This is a genomic window from Gammaproteobacteria bacterium, from assembly GCA_040183005.1.
Classification (GTDB): Bacteria; Pseudomonadota; Gammaproteobacteria.
On the sequence record JAMPIW010000002.1, the window covers coordinates 143,535 to 162,100 of the forward strand.

Here is an 18,566-nt window from a genome sequence, read left to right on the forward strand (position 1 = left end):
GGCGGCTTCAATCGTCACAAACGCCAGTCGGCCGCCGGTTGGGCCGACATCCGCTGCCAGTCGACACCAGCAATCAGCCACTGCCATTGGGCAAGTTCCAATGACCAGACCGGACTGTCCGCCTGCGGCCAGACGAAGCGCCCCCGATGCAACCGGCGCTGGCACAACCACACGCCATTGCCATCCCACAGCAACACCTTGAGCCGATCACCGCGACGGTTACGAAACACATAGGCCGAGCCATCGCAGGGGGCCTTGCCCAGCGCCTGCTGCACCCGCAGCGACAGACCATCGATGCCCACCCGCATGTCCATCGGCGCGACCGCCACCCAGATCGTATGCGGCTGCGCAATCATGACAAGCCCCGCAGCAAGGTTGCCAGCCAGCTTGCCGAAACACCGGACGGCAGCGTGAGCTGCCACCCCCCCGCGTTCTGCAACACCAACCCAGCACCGTTGACCTCCTCGATCTGCACGGGCACCAGCGTGACCGCATCCGTGCCGCTCACGCAAACGTCGTTTCGACGGTCTTTGGCGATCCGGTAGCGAAGCTGCTTCGGCACCAGTCCATGCTGCCTGCAATAATCAATCTGCTTCAGGCCACTACACCGCCAGGCCGCGACGTGCTGCTGCCAGTAGTGGCGACTTGCCTCCAACGATTTCATATTCATGTGCCGCTCTCCTGTGAAAACCACAGGGTGGCGCAAGGGTAACTATAAAAACAGGTGGGACGGCTGGACGCTTACCATTAAGGGGGCGAGCCACGAAGTGTGCGGCAATCCGGACAAGATTATCCTCCGCGTGCTTGGCCCGCTGTCAGCCGTAGATTTGGGCCGAGGCGCTGTGTCGGCAACCACTCGTCGCTGCACTTAACGCGAACCCACAGCAGTTGTCTCCGGCCCAAAGCCAGGGGCTGTGAGTCCCTAATCGCTCGACCTCTTCCCACTGTGAAGACACATCTCTTGGCCAGCACAAGATTAGATCGATTTATTTTTTTCAAACTTCTTAGCCGGGATGCCGACCCAAATCTCGCTGGGTGGGACTTCTTGATTGGAAGTGAGCAAGGACATGGCACCAATCGTTGCCCCTTCGCCAATTTTTGCCCCAGGAAAAACCAAACTCCTGGCGCCGATCATGGCATTTTCGCCGACGACAACCCTGCCAATCCTGCATCGGTCTCCAGCCGTCCAGTGGCCCAACACCAAGGCATCGTGCCCAACCCCTGACCCTGATTTCAACTCAGTCAGGGAGCAGTCCACGAGCTTGCCGCCAATATTCACGCCCTTGCCTATTTTTGCGCCAAAAAGGCGGTACCAAGATGGCTTAAGAAAGAACGGAACGAAGGGCTCAAGGTAGATGCAGCCAAGCAGGGCGACGACCGCCTGCGCTTGCCAGCGCGCAACCTCTGGGCTTTTTACGGGGAATTCCCCCTCGATGATAGGAAAGAACAGCATCAACAAACGGGTCGCCAGAACACAAAGCGTGATATGGGCTATTAGTAGCAGAATGAATACCAGAAACGGCTCGGATATTCCCAAGCTGAGGCAACCCCAAAGGAATAATGCGTCTCCGAAAAGAATCAGTGTCATGCTCGTGGCTGAAAGTAGCATTTGATATTTCACTCCAATTGTGTCTGGCGCCCGCGCAAGGCGATGCTCATTGACCGGCCTGCATCAATCTTTCAATTTCGTCGGCTGCCAACTCGGCGCCGTTCCACCCCTTGAAGTGGGCCGAGAAGGCTTGTGCATTGGCTCGATAAACGGGCGATCTCAGCGTCTGACGAACCATCGCAACTAAGCTGCCCATCCCTTCACGCTTCAGGGCCTTAAGCGTCATGGTGCGGCCCAGTCCGAGCCGCTGGATACGTTTGCCACCGTAATACTGTTCTTCGTGGGTCGCCACTACAATGGCTGGCAAACCGTAGGAAAGCGCCTGGTACAGGGTACCGTTGCCGCCATGGCAGCAGACGAGGTTGCAGTGGGGGAGCAACTTGTCTGTATTGACGTAGGTTTCCAAAAAAACCCCGTCTGGCACGGCTAGATCCCCAGAGATCTGGGCACCTCCCGTGGCGACCACAATCTGGATGCCCTCACTGGCTAGGCAGCCCAGGTGCTCCACCAGTTCTTCCAGACTATCGCTGCCTAGGGCCAGGTAGACAGTGGGTTTATCTGCCTGCAGTCGCGTCAGACAGGCGGGTTCCGGAAGGCTGTTATGCCAAGTGAGGGGGCCAATAAAACGAGCATGTGAAGGCAAACGGGATACTGGGTTGAACTGAGGGATGTCGGCCAGCAGGCTGATGTCGCCCTCCTCATGCTCGTATGCGTAAAGTCGTTTGAGTCCGAGCTTGCGCCGGATATTGTTCAGACCACCCATGACTAGGCGGTCATAGACCCAGAATTCGATTGCGTTCTCGAACCTCTCCAGCGCTGCCAGCCCAGGCATATTGGCCATTCCGGGCAGATTGGCTGGGCTAAAGAAGGGTATCCGCCGATAATTGCTCATATGGACGTTGAGAACCGCTACCGTCTTCAGCCCGGCCTTTTCGGCTGAAGTGCGGCCCGTCACCCGGTTATCCAGCAGTATCAGATCGGGGTTGACCTCATCGTACAATGCAAGTTCGGCTTCGATGAAAGCGGCGAGCTCCAACTCCGGATAGAGTTCCCACAACCTCTGCGAGCGGATGGTACGAATAACCCGTTCGATCGATACGTATGGCAGCTCCCGAATTGAAAAGCCATCCATTTTTGCGACTTGGAGATACTTGCCATGGCCGCCTAATATCACATCATGCCCGCGTCGCCGCAAGGCCTTGGAGACTTCCAATTGACGTGAGACGTGAGCAAGTGCGTGAGAGTTAGAAAGCGCTAGGATTTTCATGGGTATTTATTACTTAACACTAGCAAAGGTTCCCAAAAGGGTTGTGGCCTCTTTCGCGGTCGGCGACCCGGGCGCCTTCTTGACTATTGCATCGAGCACCTTTCTTGCCTCGGCCAATTGTTTCTGTTGAAGCAGGACGCTTCCAAGATGAAGCTGGACTTGTGCATCCTCCGGAACAAGCTTGGCAGCGTCACGCAATAGGCTGGCAGCCCGGCTTAGATCACCATTTTTAAGCGTCAGCATCCCCAGGGTGTCAAGCACATAGGGATCCTTGGGGGCCAGTTGGTAAGCCTGCTGGGCGTATTCCATGGCCTTTTGGGGCGCTTTGTCACGATTCAGCCAGGCCAGGTTATTGAGCGCCGGCACATGCTTGGGCGCGAGTTTGACGACTTGGCCATAGGTAGCCAGAGAGTCGGTTTCACGCCCCATGTCGAGGTAAGCGCCAGCCAGTTGCATATGGACCGGCACATCATTGGGGTGATCCTTTAGCCAGTCGCGCATGGTTTTGAGGGCAGGCTCCTGCTTTTTCTGCCCCCACTGCGCTCGGCTGGTGAGAATAACCAGTTCCGAGCCCGGGGCTTTCTTGAGGGCTGCGGCAAGTTTTTGTTCGGCGGCGGGGAGATCACCGGTGCCCAGCGCAAACCAGCCCTCGATGCCCAGCACTTCGGCCCGGTCGCCAAAATCCTGCCTGAGCTTGGCGAGCGCTTTTTTAGCCTGGTCCAGTTCGTTGAACTGTACGCGCATCTTGATTTCACCCACGCGGGCGGGCAGGTAACGCGGACCGAGCTTGATCGCCTGCTCCAGCTCCTTGCGGGCGCGGGCGGTATCACCGCGGCCGGCCAAGGCATTGGCGTAATAAAAATGGGCGAGGGCGGAGTTGGGGGCAATTTTCGTCCACTTCTCGAATGTGCTGGCAGAGGATGCGCCATCTCCACTCAACAGCAGGGCTTTGCCGCGCAGTTCCAGCAGCGCCGGTTGCTGGCGAAACTGGGCATCCGCCAGGCCGCGAGTGATTTCTAGCACTTTATCCGCACGTCCCGTTTGCAGATATTCCGCAGCGAGTTTGCTGCGAATCGCTAGGTCGCCGGGTTTGCTTTTCGCCGCCTGTTCCAGCATTTCGAGGGCGGCAGCAGAATTGCCCAGCCGGGACTCGGCGTCAGCCAGGAGCTGTGTGGCCTCGGTGTCGCCGGGCTGGTTTTTCAGCAGTGGCTGTAGCAGGGTTTTCGCCCGCTGATAGTTGCCTTGCAGGGCCTCTACCTTGGCGAGATTGCGGGTAGCGGAGGGTTCATTGGGCTGGAGCTTGAGGACTTTTTCCAGCTCAGCCTTGCCTTGCTCCCACTGAGCTGCGGCGAGATAAACTGCGGCCATCAGTTTGGGCGGGTCAACTTTATCCGGGTAACGGGCATGCATAGCTTTGGCGCGTTCGAGGGCTTCCTTGAGTTTGCTGTCGCGGAAGCTGGCGAGCGCCAGCATGAGTTCCTGGGTATAAGCGTCGCTGGCAGTGGCGGCCTGCTTGCCAGCCTGGCTGATGGTCTGGTCGAGCGCCTCACCGGCCATCAGTTTCGCCATCATGAGCATGTCCTGGGCCTGTTTTGAGTCGGGTTCCAGCGCGGCGAGTTTTTTGGCGTATTCCAGCCCTTTTGCTGTATCGCCTTCAAGCATGGCGACGGTGGACATCATGCCCAGCGCCTGGGGGTCATTGGGGGAATTGGCCAGGGTTTTTTGCAGGATGTCTTTCGCGTCGTCGTATTCGGCACGGCTGATCAGAATGCTGCCAAGCAGGTTTTTAGCCGCCCTGGAGCGGGGCGCGACCGCAGAAATCTTTTGCGCATGAGTAAGCGCCTGCTCGGTGTTGCCGAGCATGAGATGGGTGGTGGCCAGGTATATTTTGTTGGACAGGAAGGAGGGGTCAACCGCGTTGCTGGCTTCGAATGCCGTTACCGCATCCTGATATTTTTTTTGGGCAAAATAATTTAGCCCGGCAATGTAATTCACATAGGGATGGTCTTTTAACCCCGCTTCTTGCAAGGCCTTGATGTCGGCTGTGGCCTCCGGGAATTTTTTGAGCTGGATGCGTACCTGTGCCCGTTTGGCCTGCTCGAGATACGGGGTAGCCCTGTGTTTGATGGCGCTGCCGTAGGCTTTTTCCGCCTCGGTTAACCGCCCTTGGGCCATTTCCAGGTCTCCCAGTGCGCTCCAGGCGTCGGCAGAGGTCGAATCTGCATTCAAGGCTTTTTCTGCCCATGGCCGGGCGACATCATAGTGACGCTGGTAGCCATGCAGGGCGATCATGCCAATCAATGCCGGAAGTGAATCGGACTTGATTTGCAGGGCCTGTTCCAGCGCCTGTTGCGCCAGATCGAGCTGTCCTTTGGCGATAAAAGCCTGCCCTCGCAGGCCGAGGATGGTAGCCTGCCCCGCTTTGGACATATCAGGCGTCAGTTTGCCGCTTTCTGCCAGCACCCTATCCAGGTCTCCCTGGAGCAGGATAGCCTTGATCAGCGTGGGCAGTACGGCCGAGCGCGCCACACCGAGTTTCTGCGCCTGCAGCAACTCTTTTTCCGCCTCCTTCCCCTGATGCGCCTTGACATAATTTTCCCCTAGAAGCAGGCGTGCTTCGGCATTGTCCGGGCTTTGCTGCAACGCGCTCTTGAGCTCGATAATGCTTGATCCCAGATCCCCTTTGTCCTGGAAGTCCTTAGCCCGTTGTACATGCTGCTGTGGGGTCAAATTCCCAACACTATCACAACTCGTAAGGGTGGGTGCCACGAGTACTGCGGCTAGCGCGCAGGCGCGCAGATTGCCAAAAAATTCCAACTTCATCTTGCTCCCCTCTACGGTTATTGTGGCAACTTACTTCTTGCCAGTTTTGAGGCGATCATCTATTTCCAGGAAAATGGCACGGATACCACGCATGAGATAGGGGTTCCAATCTACAGCACGTCCTCGTACACGGAAGCTATTGACAGCGTGAGGCCCACTGACTCCAGATGAACCCCTTCGCCACCGGTATAGGTATCCACCCACCATCCGTCCGCACCGTCTCGACGGTAGACCTCGACTTGCATGCGATCCTGGGTCACCAGCACATATTCTTTGAGACTATCCAGCACCTGATAAGCAAGCAGTTTCTCGCGCCGGTCAATAGTCTCTGTGGCGGGTGAGAGGACTTCAATAATGAGGCAGGGCCGGGATTTATGGTATTGCTCGATATCATCAGGATCGCATGTTACCAGCACATCGGGATAATAAAATGCTTGCATCTTTTCCACACGCACCTTCATGTCGGACATAAAGGTGCGGTAGCCCCCACCCCGCAGGTGGGCGCGTAATACCGTATAAAGGTTTCCGGCGATCAGATTATGCGTCTCGCTGGCACCCGCCATGGCAAATACGCGCCCCGCCACGTATTCGTGGCGCACCTGGCTGCGCAGTTCGCCTTCCAGATAATCAGCGATGCTCAGGGGTGATAAATGGGCGTGCAGAGTCATGCTCGACTACCTCATGAGGTCAATTTAGTGGGAATATCATAGCCACAAGGCGATGGGAGGGCAAATTACAGCTTAACCTCCTGATTTGAGGCGATTCAGCAGTGACTTTGCCGCTGCCGCTTCGCTAAAGTCGCTGTTGCGCTCAAGCAGCCGTTCCAGTTCCTTGCGCGCATCCTGGCGGCGGCCTGATTTATCCAGTGCCACGGCCAGATGATAACGGATATCCGGTGATTCAGGAGATTTGGCTGTGGCGGACTGAAGCAGCTCCAGACCGCGCTTTACCTGCCCCTGCTGTACCAGGATCCAGCCGAAGGTGTCCATAATGGCAGGCTGGTCTTTTGCCAGATTGTAAGCCTTTTCGGCGTATTCCAGGGCGCGCGGATCGCCCTGCTCATAATAGACCCAGCCGAGGTTGTTGAGCACGGCGGCATTTTTAGGCTGCGTCGTAAGCACCTTCTGATAATGCTCTATGGCCTCTTTGCGTTTGCCGTCCGACTGGTAGGTGCTGGCCAGCACGGTGCGCGCACCGGCGTCATCGGGGTGCTCGGCGAGCCATTGGATCAGCGCCTGATAGGCTCCGGCGCTATCGCCGGCTTGCTTGCGGGCACCGGACATCTTCACCGCCATCCCTCCACTCTTGCCGCGCTGGTAGGCGGTGGCATAGGCCTTGGCGGCATCGGCATAGGCACGGGTGCGCATGTGGATATTGCCTTCCAACTCGTACCCTGCCGGGGATTTGTCTTGTTGTTTCTGGATCTGCCGTGCGATGCCCAGGGCTTCTTGAGGGCGGTTATCCTGGAGTTCCAGCTCAGCCAAGGCCACGGAGGCGGGCAGGAAATTGGGATCCACTTTGAGTGCCTTGTTCAGGCTGGCGGCGGCGGCCTTGGAGTCTTTCGACTTCATTTGGGCCTGTGCGAGCAGGTACTGAGCCTGGGGTGATTTGGGCAGCTTCTCGGTGAGCTTGCGGTAGCTGGACAGGGCGCTGCTGGTTTCGCCCGCTGCCAGTTGCGCCTGAGCCAGGGCTTGCAGGGCAATCGGATTGTCGGCATGCTCATCCTGGACATCGCGCGCGATGCTCAAGGCCTTGAGGGGTTGGTTCTGTTGCAGATAAGCATTAATCAGCAGCAGGGCAGGCTCCAATGCCTTGGGGTTCTTTTCCCTGGCCTTTTCCAGCCAGCCAAAGGCCTCTTTCTCTTTGCCCGCGCGTGCCGACAGGCCGGCCAGCGCCACCATGGCGCCGACATTTTTGTCGTCATATTTGAGGATATCCTTGTAACGCTGTTCGGCCTGCTGGGGTTTGCCCTGTTGCAGGTCGATCTGCGCCAGATTCATTTGGGCCGGACTGAATTTGGGCTGAATCTTTATGGCTTGCTCGAATTGTTTGTGCGCTGAGGCCAAGTCTTTTTTGCCCAGGTAGGCGGCGCCCATCAGGTTATAGGGCACGGGGTTATTGGTGTCTTTCCTGGCCATATTCTGGGCGACGGCAAGGGCCTTGTCGAAGTTCTTTTTCTGTAGGTGGGCAAGCACCAGCAGGACATCCGCCTGCATGGGTTCCTTGCCCAGGTCGACGACGGATTCCAGTTCCTTGACGGCCAGTTCGGTCTCACCCGCCGCGAGATGCCCTACGGCCAATTGGGTGCGTATCGCTGCGGCATTGGGCGCGAGCTTGGCGGCCTGTTCGAGGTAATCGGTGCCTTTGTTCAGATCGCCGCCCTGTGAATAGGCACTGCCCAGCAGGGCCAGTAATTGCGGGTCTTTGGCGTTGTCCTTGAGAGCAGGTTCGAGTGCCTTGACTGCATCCTGCGGGCGCTTGAGCTTCATCAGGGTAGCGGCGAGCAGTTTGCGGGCGGCAACATTGCCGGGCAGCGCTTTCACATAGCGCGACAACTCATCCTCTGCCTGCTCGAATTGGTTCTGGGCGTAATGGATGTTACCCATGAGCAGCAGGCTGGGCAGATGCCCCGGCGCTATCTTCAGCACCTGCTGGAGATAATCCTGGGCAGCGGTGAGGTTCTTTTCCTGGAATGCCATGGCCGCGGCCAGATAATTGGCGAGCGGGTGATTGGGCGCGCGTTTGCGTACCGTGTCGATGTCCTTCTTCGCTTCGGTGGGCTTGCCTAATGCGATTTGTTCAATGGCACGACCCAAGTAGGCGGAAAGATTGTTCGAATCAAGCTGTAGCACCTTCTGAAAGCTTTGCAAGGACTCGGCATGGTGGCCGGCGGTCCTTTGCAGATCGCCCTTCATCAGCCACGCGTCGATGTTTTGCGGATCGGCCTTGAGTGCCCGGTCTACAAGGCCGCTCGCACCTGCCGTATCTTTATCCACAGCAGCAGCAATGCGGGCCAGCCCTAGCAGAGCATCTGGAAAATCGGCGTGGTTTTGCAGTGCTTCATTGTACTTTTCCTTGCCTTGTGCCGCCTTGCCCAAGGCGAGCTGGGCATGCCCCTGGAGGGCTGCGATGCCGGCCTTGATATCCGCCGAGGCCCCGGCAGGCGGTTTGATTTCATCCAGAACGGCTTCGTAGCGCCCCTGCAGCAGGTAGGACTTGCCCAGTGGGATGAGAACCTTGTCGTCCGCCATGCCGAGGTCTTTGGCGCGTTTTAGCTCCTTCGCGGCGGAAGCGCCATCACCCTGTTTCAGGTAAACCTCTCCCAGCATGAAGCGCGCTTCTTTATTGTCAGGATTTTGCTGGAGGGCATTTTTGAGCTGGATAACTGCGGCCTTGGTGTCGCCTTTTTGCAGATAGCTTTGGGCTTCTCCAATCAGTTTTTGGCTATCGTCGGCATATGCTGGGTGATTCCCCATCGCGATCAATGCCAGCCCCAAAACAATCGCGCTTTTCCGTTTTTTGTTGTGCTTTTTCATGATATTATCTCTGTCTATCTATGTAGCGCGCCATAATTATGTGCAGGTTGCCCAAATATATGGGGCGGTTAACAGCGGTTTTCCGCTACTTTAGTTTTATCTGGTATTTATTCATCAAATCATACAATGTCGGGCGGCTAACGCCGAGTATTTCCGCTGCATGCGAGACATTTCCATCAAACCAGCGCAGCGCCCGCTGCAATGCCTGGCGTTCGGCGTTGTCGCGCGCCTCGCGTAAGTTGAGTATGATCGGTTCCTCATTATTCGAGGTGGCGGGGGGTGTCAGCTCAAGATCTTCCACGCCGATCTGAACGCCTTCACTCATGATCACCGCGCGCTTGATGCGGTTTTCCAATTCCCGGATATTGCCGGGCCAATGGTAAGCCTCGATTGCTGCCAGTGCTTCTTTGCTCAAGGTGCGCTGCGGTTTTCCTTGCTGGCGGCTGAATTTATCTACAAAGGCATGCGCCAACAGCACGGCATCCCCGTCCCGTTCCCTCAGGGGGGGGATGGTGATGGTCAGCTCACTGATCCGATAATACAAGTCCTCGCGGAATTTCCCCGCGCGCACCAGCACCGGAACGTCCTGGTGCGTTGCGCATACCACGCGCACATCTACCGCGATTTCTCCGCGCCCGCCGATCCGCTCAATCACCCGTTCCTGCAAAAATCGCAGCAATTTAGCCTGTAACGACATGGGTAGATCGCCCACCTCATCGAGGAACAGCGTCCCTCCTTCGGCATACTCGACCTTTCCTTTTACTTGTTTTGTGGCGCCGGTGAAGGCGCCTTTTTCGTAACCAAACAGCTCACTTTCAAGCAGGGCTTCGGGTATCGCGGCACAGTTGATGGCGACAAAGCGCTGCATAACACGAGGGCTGAGTTCATGCAGGGCACGGGCAAGCAGTTCCTTGCCGGTGCCGCTTTCCCCCAGTATCAGCACAGTGACATTGGTGGGCGCGACCTTTTCCACTGTGGAACACGCCTTGAGCATCTGGGGGCTAGAGGCGAGTATGCCTTGCAATGGCGAATTTTTCTGTTGCTGCGCGGCCACCAACTGGCGGTTTTCCTCTTCCAGGCTGTGCAAAGAAAAGGCGCGGTTTACAATCAGCGAGAGGATCTCTGGGTCGATGGGTTTTTGATAAAAGTCATACGCTCCCAACCCTATCGCCCGCACGGCGTTTTCTCGATCATCATTGCCGGTGACCATAATGACCTTGGTACCCGGCGCGATGACGAGGATGTCCCTGAGCGTCGCCAGTCCTTCACTGGCGCCGCCGGGGTCGGGAGGCAAGCCCAAATCCAGAGTCACCACTGCCGGTTCATGATGGCGCACCTGCGCCAGGGCGTTTTCGCGGTCGCCTGCGGTCACCACTTCGAAGCTATCAAAACACCAGCGCAACTGGCTTTGCAAGCCTGGATCATCCTCGACTATCAACAATGTCTTGCTTGACGGACTCATGTTATACCCTCCCTTGTACGGCTTTTTTTTCTAATTGTTCGAGTTGCGCATCTTCCTGCCGGAAAAACGGCAAAGGGAGCATGATACGGAACAGACTGCCCTCGCCCGGCTGGCTGACAACTTCGATATCACCACCTAATTCACGCACCAGTTCGAGGCTCTGATAGACACCGATACCCATGCCCATATTGCCTTTGGTGGTTTCAAACGGCTGGAAGAGGCGCTTGCGGATGAACTCGGCATCCATGCCATGGCCGCTGTCCTCCACTTCCAGGATGGCCTGGGCACCCTCACGTTTCAGCCGTACCCGCACATAGCCATCTGCGGGGGTTGCCTCCTGCGCATTCTGTACGATATGGCCGAAAACGGCGGCAAGACGGTCGCGATCTGCCAGTACGCGCAAACCCGTTTCGGCTATTTCCAGCGATGGCGCAGGCTTGGAGTGTGTCCGCGCCTCAATGACTTCGCGCAATAGTGTGTCAAGGTCAAACTTGATTGCAGTATGCGCCTGGAGATTTCCTGCGCGCAACTGGGCAAGCATCCGGTTCATCTTTGCCGCCGCATGCTCCACCGTATTTATCGCATCTTCCATGAATGCCGGGTTATGTTTGTGTTTTTGCGCATTCGATACCACCAGTGAAAGCTGCGCCACCAGATTCTTGAGGTCATGTACAACAAACGCGGAAAGCCGGTTGAAGGCCTCGAACTGGCGCGATTCCGAAAGGCGCTGAGCAGATTCCAGTTGACAAAGAAAGCTGGCTGCCTGATAGCCTGCGGTCTTGAGCAGGTCGCGGTCTTCCCAGTTGATCTGCCGCGCGGCGCGCGGCTGCGCCAGCATCATGAAGCCACATAGCTGCTGATCCAGAATCAGCGGCACCACCAGCCAGCTTTGAGGCAGGTCACGCAACCATTGCGGTATCACCAGTCCCTCGTGGGATTCGGGGCGATGTGCGTATTCGCCCAGATCAATGATCCACTGGCGCGCTTCCAAGAAGCGTGCCAGTGAACCCTCCACAGGCTCACTGGCGCCTGCGCTTGAAGGCATGTTCCAGCGTGCCAAGGGTGCAAAGTGAGCAAAGGTGTCACCGGCAGTCTTGCTTCGCCACCACAGTATGCCTGCTGGGCTGTCGACTATTTGTGCCAGCGCCCGGATGGCCTGTTCCTGGGTTGCCGCTGACTGCTGTTGGCCTGGTTCACCATTGGATAAGGTGCGGATAAACCGCAGCCATTCCTCACGGTAATCGTATTTGTGACTGAAAAAATGCTTGTTGAGTAGCACCTTCCAGCGGGCGCGCACCTGACCAGAAGAAACTATCGCCAGCAACACCACTGCCGAGCCAAACAGAAAAATCGCCTGGCCCACCACGCCCCAATTTCCACCATAGATGCGGATGTAATAGCCGGCAGCCGCCATGACCAGCAGATAGATCCCTGCCCCCATTAGCGCGGCCGTGTGGAAGACGAACCCGCGCGAGACCGCCACATCCAGCGACCACTGCGGATTGCGCGCCGCCGAGACGGCGATCAGCGGCACGGCCAGTGCCGTAATCATGCCCCTCGCATCCCACAGGTGCGCGTCGATCTGCTTGAAAAGCAGCGCGTCCGAGTACAGGAAAAAATCATAGGCAAACATGCCGCCGACACCCATGCTGAGAAACTTGATGGCCCAGCGCTGCTCGGCAGGTGTGTTGCGGAGCACCTGTTCAACCAAGCCTAGCCCGGCCACGGCCAGCAGGACGTGGCCGAACATGCGCAGATCCACATCACTGGAAAAGCCGGTCAATGACGGGTAGATGACCATTGACAGGAGAGCCAAACTCAGCCCCGCCAGCCCTGCTGCGAGCCAGCGCAGCCGCAAGGGCATCGGGCCGGCCTGCTGTGCGGGATATAACAATCTGACCAGGAATGCAAACCAAACGGCGTTGCGCGCTATCTCCACTGCCGGAAGCGTCAGGGAGGGCGGGTAATCCAGCTCGGCGTGCCAGGCCGCCATGGCCGCCCATGCCACTGTAAACAGGGACGCGAAGACCAGCAATGCGCCCTGCAGCCGACCGCGCCAACTGGTCAGCAGCAATAGCGACAGCACCAGAAACATCAGTGCGGCGGCGGTGTAGCTGAGCACACCGATATTGAGCATTGTGGATACTCCGCTAATTGTACTGTGTCACAAAGCACTGAAGGGCGCATTGCGGCGTTAAAATCGGACTCAACATGCGGGGCCGGGAAGCGGCAGACTACATGTAAACTCCGCTTTTTCGCCCGATTTTGCCTTGCACTGCATCCCTTGATCGCTTTGTGACACAGTACAATTAACGGGCGCCTCTGCCCCAGAGAATCACCTCGACAGTCTGGAACAGGATCATCAGATCCAGAAACAGACTGTGATTTTTTACGTAATACAAATCATATTGCAGCTTTTCAACAGCGTCTTCTTCCGATGAGCCGTAAGCATAACGGATCTGCGCCCAGCCAGTGATGCCCGGTTTGACACGGTGACGCTCGGCGTAATAGGGGATCGACTGGGACAGTTGCTCGACGAATACCGGGCGCTCCGGACGGGGGCCAACAAAGCTCATGTCACCCTTCAGCACACCCAGCAATTGCGGCAGTTCATCAATGCGTGTCTTGCGGATAAAAGCGCCAACTCGCGTGATCCGGCTGTCATTCTTGCCTGCCCATTGCGGGCCGTCCTTCTCCGCATCCACACACATGCTGCGGAACTTCAGGACCTCGATCAACTCCCAGTTCTGACCCACTCGCACCTGACGATAAAGAACCGGTCCACAGCCACGGCTTTCCATCAGGATTGCAATGATGGTCAGAATCATGATGGGCCATGTCAACGCCAGGATCAGCACGCTGGCCATTACGTCAAAAACCCGCTTGTTAAACTCACGAACAGAGTTGGTAAGGAAACCATCGGAGAAAATCAACCAGCTCGGGTGCAGAAGATCCAGTCGGATCTTGCCCGTCTGGCGCTCGAAGAAAGTCAGCATATCCGCAACCTCGATGCCGCTCATCTTGCAATCCAACAGCTCATGCACCGGGAATCCCTTGCGCCGATCCTCGACGGCGACAACGATTTCATCGATCTGATGCTGGTCGCAATATTCCAGCAGTGGTACATCGAGGTGAAGCATATGTTGCGCATCGATCACGCTGTGTTCACCCGGGATATGCACATAACCCAGGATCGCGAACCCTCGCCGATCAACCTTTCTGCGCAATTGCCGGGAGATTTGTCCTGCGCGCTTGCCCGAGCCCAACACCAGGATGCGCCGTTGCAGCGCATCCTGGTCAACAATTTTAAAAAACGTTATGCGGGCGAGGATGATGCCCATTAACGCAACGGCAAACGACAGGCCGAATGCGCCGCGCCCCAGAAACAGGGAGGGAAAGATGTAGAAAACCAGACTCATCACCCCCACGCCAAGCAGGATGCTGATGCCGATCCGCAGCAGCATCCCCACCATGCCATCGCGGAGATTGGCCTTATACAGGCCCACTGCTGTCATCACACACACCATGACGAAGGCAAACAGCAGCGCCTTGGGCATGAGCGGTTGCATATCGCCAAGTGTCCCGCCCTCGACGCCAACACGCAGTGATGCGCCGACATAGATAGAGAATATCAGGATCGCAGCCTCGAATACCCCAAGCAGCAAGAATGTATGGGGCACGTAATGTCTAAATAGTCGGACCATAGGCGCCGTGCATCAATCCAGATTCAAAAAATGGGCTTGGTGTTTCAAAGAGGACTCATGATGGAGTCCATCCATGGCTTTTTCTGTGCATTGGCTCTTTAAGTATGTGCCACGCTACATTTTCTTAACTTCAATTTTTCGACTGAAGCGTTATGGCGCAAACCTCCTCGCGTCGCGCCACTTGTCCCGCCCGTAAATCCCCGTAAAGGGGACAATGGGGCGCAATGCCTTCACGGTGGCTGCGCGCCGCCCTTACAGGGTATATAATCCCGCGTAGATTATAATGTGTATATGATATCGGACTGTAAGCTGAAATTTACAGTCCCTGTAAGATTAAGTCTGATGCAGTTTTGCAAATGACGGCGGCCTTTTACTTTGGTATCGTAGCGCCCCAGCAACCCAAACTATTGGCATAATACCATGAAAATCACTATCTTCGGATCTGGCTACGTTGGTCTTGTCACCGGCGCCTGCCTGGCGGACGTCGGTAATGACGTATTGTGCGTCGATATCGATGCGCGCAAGATCGATATGCTCAAACAAGGCAAGCTGCCCATTTACGAGCCTGGCCTGGAAGCCATGGTCAACAGCAACGCCCAGGCGGGCCGCCTGGCCTTCACTACCGATATTGCTGCGGGTGTGGCGCACGGCCTGTTCCAGTTCATTGCCGTCGGCACGCCGCCCGACGAAGACGGCTCCGCAGATATGCAATACGTGCTGGCGGTCGCCAAAAGCATCGGCGAACACATGGATAGCTACCGGGTTGTGGTGAACAAATCCACTGTTCCCGTTGGGACGGCGGACAGGGTACGCGGCACCCTGCAAAGTGCTCTGGCGGCGCGCGGCCAGAATGTCGAATTCGATGTCGTCTCCAACCCCGAATTCCTGAAAGAAGGCGCGGCGGTGGACGATTTCATGAAACCGGACCGCATCGTCATCGGCACGGACAATCCTCGCACCACGGAGCTGCTACGCGCCTTGTATGCACCGTTCAATCGCAGTCACGAGCGCCTGGTGGTGATGGACATCCGCTCGGCGGAGCTGACCAAGTATGCAGCCAACGCCATGCTGGCGACAAAAATCAGTTTCATGAACGAACTGGCAAATATCGCCGAACGCCTGGGCGCGGATATCGAACAGGTGCGTATCGGTATCGGTTCCGATCCGCGCATCGGCTATCATTTCATTTATCCCGGCTGCGGTTATGGCGGCTCGTGCTTCCCCAAGGACGTGCAGGCGCTGGAGCGCACCGCCACGCAAGTCGGTTATCAGGCCGAGCTGCTGCGTGCCGTGGAGGCGGTGAACCACCGCCAGAAGGAAGTGCTGTTCCAGAAAATCGAGAAGCACTTTAACGGCGATCTAAAGGGCCGTACCTTTGCGCTGTGGGGTCTAGCCTTCAAGCCCAACACCGACGACATGCGCGCCGCCTCCAGCCGCACGCTCATGGAAGCCTTGTGGGCGCATGGCGCGCGCGTTCAGGCCCATGACCCGGAAGCTATGGACGAAGCGCGCCGCATCTATGGCGATCGCCCTGATCTTGTGCTCTGCACATCACCTGCCACCGCGCTGGAAGGTGCCGATGCGCTGGTATTGGTTACCGAGTGGAAGTCATTCCGCAGCCCGGATTTCAGCAAGATTAAGATTACGCTCAAGCAGCCGCTAATCTTCGATGGGCGTAATCTTTACGATCCGCAGATGCTGGCCAAAGAGGGATTTACCTATTACGCAATTGGGCGCGGCGCAAGCATTCAGTCGTAATCAAACCAGAACGTAGGGTGCCTCCCACGCACCACATGAAATTCATTCAAAAAAGATCCGAGGAAAATCACATGCCTGACCTGAACCAGACAAAAATTGGCATGATCGGCCTGGGCTATGTCGGACTGCCGCTCGCAGTGGAGTTCGGTAAACAATTCCCAACGGTAGGGCTGGACATCAATCCGGCGCGCATTGCCGAGCTCAGGGCGGGCAAGGATAGCTCACTGGAAGTAGACTCCCATGAGCTGGCGCAGGCCAGCCAGCTCAGCTACACCACCAACCCGTCCGACCTGGCGGCTTGCAATGTCTATATCGTCACCGTGCCCACGCCCGTCGACGAACACAAGCGTCCTGACCTCACCCCGCTCGTCAAGGCCAGCCAGACCCTAGGAAAACTGCTCAAAAAGGGTGACATCACGATCTTTGAATCGACAGTCTACCCGGGCGCCACCGAAGAAGTATGCGTGCCGATCATGGAAGCCCTTTCCGGCCTGAAATACAACCAGGACTTCTTTGCTGGTTATAGCCCGGAACGCATCAACCCTGGCGACAAGCAGCATCGTGTCGTCAACATCCTCAAGGTCACCTCCGGCTCCACGCCCGATGTGGCTGATTTTGTGGATAGCCTCTACAAACGCATCATCACGGCGGGCACCCATAAAGCGAGCAGCATCCGTGTCGCCGAGGCCGCCAAGGTTATCGAAAATACCCAGCGCGATGTGAATATCGCCCTGATCAATGAGCTGGCCCTGATCTTCAACCGGCTCGGTATCGACACGCTGGAGGTGCTGGAGGCGGCGGGCACCAAATGGAATTTCCTGCCGTTCCGCCCCGGATTGGTAGGCGGCCACTGCATCGGCGTAGATCCCTACTATTTGACCCATAAGGCTCAGGAAATCGGCTACCTGCCCGAAGTCATCCTCGCCGGACGCCGCATCAACGATGGCATGGGTCCCTATGTGGCGCAGCGCGTGATCAAGATGATGATCCAGCGCCGCGTCCATGTCGCCAATTCCAATGTGCTGGTGCTGGGGCTGACCTTCAAGGAGAACTGCCCGGACCTGCGCAATACCAAAGTGACCGACATCATCAACGAGCTGCAAAGCTACTCGGCCAATGTCGATGTCTACGACCCGTGGATCAATCCCGCCGAGGCCGTGCACGAATATGGCATCACGCCAGTCACGACACTCGAACCCGGCAAGTATGATGCGATTATCCTCGCGGTGGCCCATCACCAGTTCCGCGAAATGGGCGTAGAGAAAATTCGCGCGCTGGGCAAACCGGATGCGATACTGTTCGATGTGAAGTATATTCTGCCTGCCGACCAGGTGGATGGCAGATTGTAGGTAGTACGCCCCGCTAATCCACTCTACACACAGGAACAAGAAAACAAGTGAAAGTCTTAATCACCGGAACCGCCGGTTTTATCGGCTCCGCGCTGGCATTGCGGCTATTGGCACGCGGCGATGAAGTCATCGGCGTCGACAACCTCAACGACTATTATGACGTCAATCTGAAGCAGGCGCGTTTGGCGCGGACCTTGCCGCACCCTAAATTCACTGATGTGCGCGCCAGCCTCGAAGACCGTGCTGCTATTGAAGAGGCGTTCGCCAAATACAAACCTGAGCGCGTGGTAAATCTCGCTGCCCAGGCGGGAGTACGGTATTCGATCACCAATCCGCACGCCTATGTAGACAGCAATCTGGTAGGCTTTCTCAACATCCTGGAGGGCTGCCGCCACCACAACGTCGAGCACCTGGTGTATGCCTCCAGCAGCTCGGTATATGGCGCCAACACCAAGATGCCGTTTTCCGTGCATGACAACGTAGACCATCCGGTGAGCCTGTACGCGGCCAGCAAAAAGGCCAACGAGCTGATGGCTCACACCTATAGCCATCTGTATAAGGTCCCAACCACCGGTCTGCGCTTCTTTACTGTCTACGGCCCATGGGGGCGCCCGGACATGGCGCTGTTCATGTTTACCAAAAGCATCCTGGCCGGAAAGCCGATTGATGTTTTCAACTACGGCAATCACCGCCGCGACTTCACCTTCATCGACGATATCGTCGAAGGCGTGATACGCGTGCTCGACAAGGTGTCTGAACCCAACCCGCAATGGACGGGCGACACCCCGGATTCCGCCACCAGTTACGCCCCCTACAAGCTCTACAACATAGGCAACAATCAACCGATAGAGTTACTGCGCTTTATTGAAATACTGGAAGATTGTCTGGGCAAAAAAGCGCAGAAAAACCTGCTGCCGCTGCAAAACGGCGACGTGCCCGCCACCTATGCGGATGTCGATGATTTGATGCGTGACGTGGGCTTCAAGCCCGCCACCCCAATTGAAAAGGGCATTGCACAGTTTGTGGCATGGTATAAAGAGTATTACAAGGTATAATCC

Annotated in this window: 13 protein-coding genes; 3 read left to right on the forward strand and 10 right to left on the reverse strand. The window is 56.8% G+C overall.

Translation table 11 applies throughout. The annotated features are described in order from the left end of the window. Positions 1-14: 14 nt before the first annotated feature. The 10 genes from tnpB to M3A44_02235 all read right to left on the reverse strand — a co-directional run bounded on the left by tnpB (position 15) and on the right by M3A44_02235 (position 14,377). Positions 15-356: an IS66 family insertion sequence element accessory protein TnpB gene (tnpB, locus tag M3A44_02190; GenBank protein ID MEQ6340473.1), complete on the reverse strand. Its 342-nt coding sequence runs from the start codon at positions 354-356 to the stop codon at positions 15-17. After that, on the reverse strand, positions 353-670 hold the full coding sequence (locus tag M3A44_02195) for an IS66 family insertion sequence element accessory protein TnpB (GenBank protein MEQ6340474.1): 318 nt from the start codon (positions 668-670) through the stop codon (positions 353-355). The genes tnpB and M3A44_02195 overlap by 4 nt, the downstream gene beginning before the upstream one ends. 306 nt (positions 671-976) lie before the next feature. Beyond that, on the reverse strand, positions 977-1,609 hold the full coding sequence (locus M3A44_02200; GenBank protein ID MEQ6340475.1) for a hypothetical protein: 633 nt from the start codon (positions 1,607-1,609) through the stop codon (positions 977-979). Between the two features lie 46 nt (positions 1,610-1,655). Next, positions 1,656-2,876 (reverse strand): hypothetical protein, encoded by a 1,221-nt coding sequence (locus M3A44_02205; protein ID MEQ6340476.1) that lies wholly within the window; start codon positions 2,874-2,876, stop codon positions 1,656-1,658. A gap of 9 nt (positions 2,877-2,885) precedes the next feature. Continuing rightward, the gene (gene prsT, locus M3A44_02210) at positions 2,886-5,699 is read right to left on the reverse strand and encodes a PEP-CTERM system TPR-repeat protein PrsT (GenBank protein ID MEQ6340477.1); all 2,814 of its coding nucleotides are present in this window, start codon (positions 5,697-5,699) and stop codon (positions 2,886-2,888) included. Between the two features lie 110 nt (positions 5,700-5,809). Next, positions 5,810-6,367, reverse strand: coding sequence for a Uma2 family endonuclease (locus M3A44_02215; protein MEQ6340478.1), 558 nt, complete (start codon positions 6,365-6,367; stop codon positions 5,810-5,812). Positions 6,368-6,439: 72 nt separating this feature from the next. Further along, positions 6,440-9,235, reverse strand: coding sequence for a PEP-CTERM system TPR-repeat protein PrsT (gene prsT, locus M3A44_02220; protein ID MEQ6340479.1), 2,796 nt, complete (start codon positions 9,233-9,235; stop codon positions 6,440-6,442). 85 nt (positions 9,236-9,320) lie between these two features. Then, on the reverse strand, positions 9,321-10,697 hold the full coding sequence (prsR, locus tag M3A44_02225) for a PEP-CTERM-box response regulator transcription factor (protein MEQ6340480.1): 1,377 nt from the start codon (positions 10,695-10,697) through the stop codon (positions 9,321-9,323). Between the two features lies 1 nt (position 10,698). Next, the gene (gene prsK / locus M3A44_02230; protein ID MEQ6340481.1) at positions 10,699-12,834 is read right to left on the reverse strand and encodes a PEP-CTERM system histidine kinase PrsK; all 2,136 of its coding nucleotides are present in this window, start codon (positions 12,832-12,834) and stop codon (positions 10,699-10,701) included. Between the two features lie 172 nt (positions 12,835-13,006). Continuing rightward, on the reverse strand, positions 13,007-14,377 hold the full coding sequence (locus M3A44_02235) for a TIGR03013 family PEP-CTERM/XrtA system glycosyltransferase (protein ID MEQ6340482.1): 1,371 nt from the start codon (positions 14,375-14,377) through the stop codon (positions 13,007-13,009). Between the two features lie 444 nt (positions 14,378-14,821). On the opposite strand from M3A44_02235, the gene M3A44_02240 reads away from it, so the two are divergent. The 3 genes from M3A44_02240 (at position 14,822) to M3A44_02250 (ending at position 18,563) form a co-directional block, all read left to right on the forward strand. Continuing rightward, positions 14,822-16,159 carry a UDP-glucose/GDP-mannose dehydrogenase family protein gene (locus tag M3A44_02240; GenBank protein ID MEQ6340483.1) on the forward strand — a complete coding sequence of 446 codons (1,338 nt, stop codon included), beginning with the start codon at positions 14,822-14,824 and terminating at the stop codon, positions 16,157-16,159. A gap of 71 nt (positions 16,160-16,230) precedes the next feature. Further along, positions 16,231-17,508, forward strand: coding sequence for a Vi polysaccharide biosynthesis UDP-N-acetylglucosamine C-6 dehydrogenase TviB (gene tviB / locus M3A44_02245; protein MEQ6340484.1), 1,278 nt, complete (start codon positions 16,231-16,233; stop codon positions 17,506-17,508). 47 nt (positions 17,509-17,555) lie between these two features. Then, positions 17,556-18,563 (forward strand): NAD-dependent epimerase, encoded by a 1,008-nt coding sequence (locus M3A44_02250; GenBank protein MEQ6340485.1) that lies wholly within the window; start codon positions 17,556-17,558, stop codon positions 18,561-18,563. Positions 18,564-18,566: the final 3 nt, after the last annotated feature.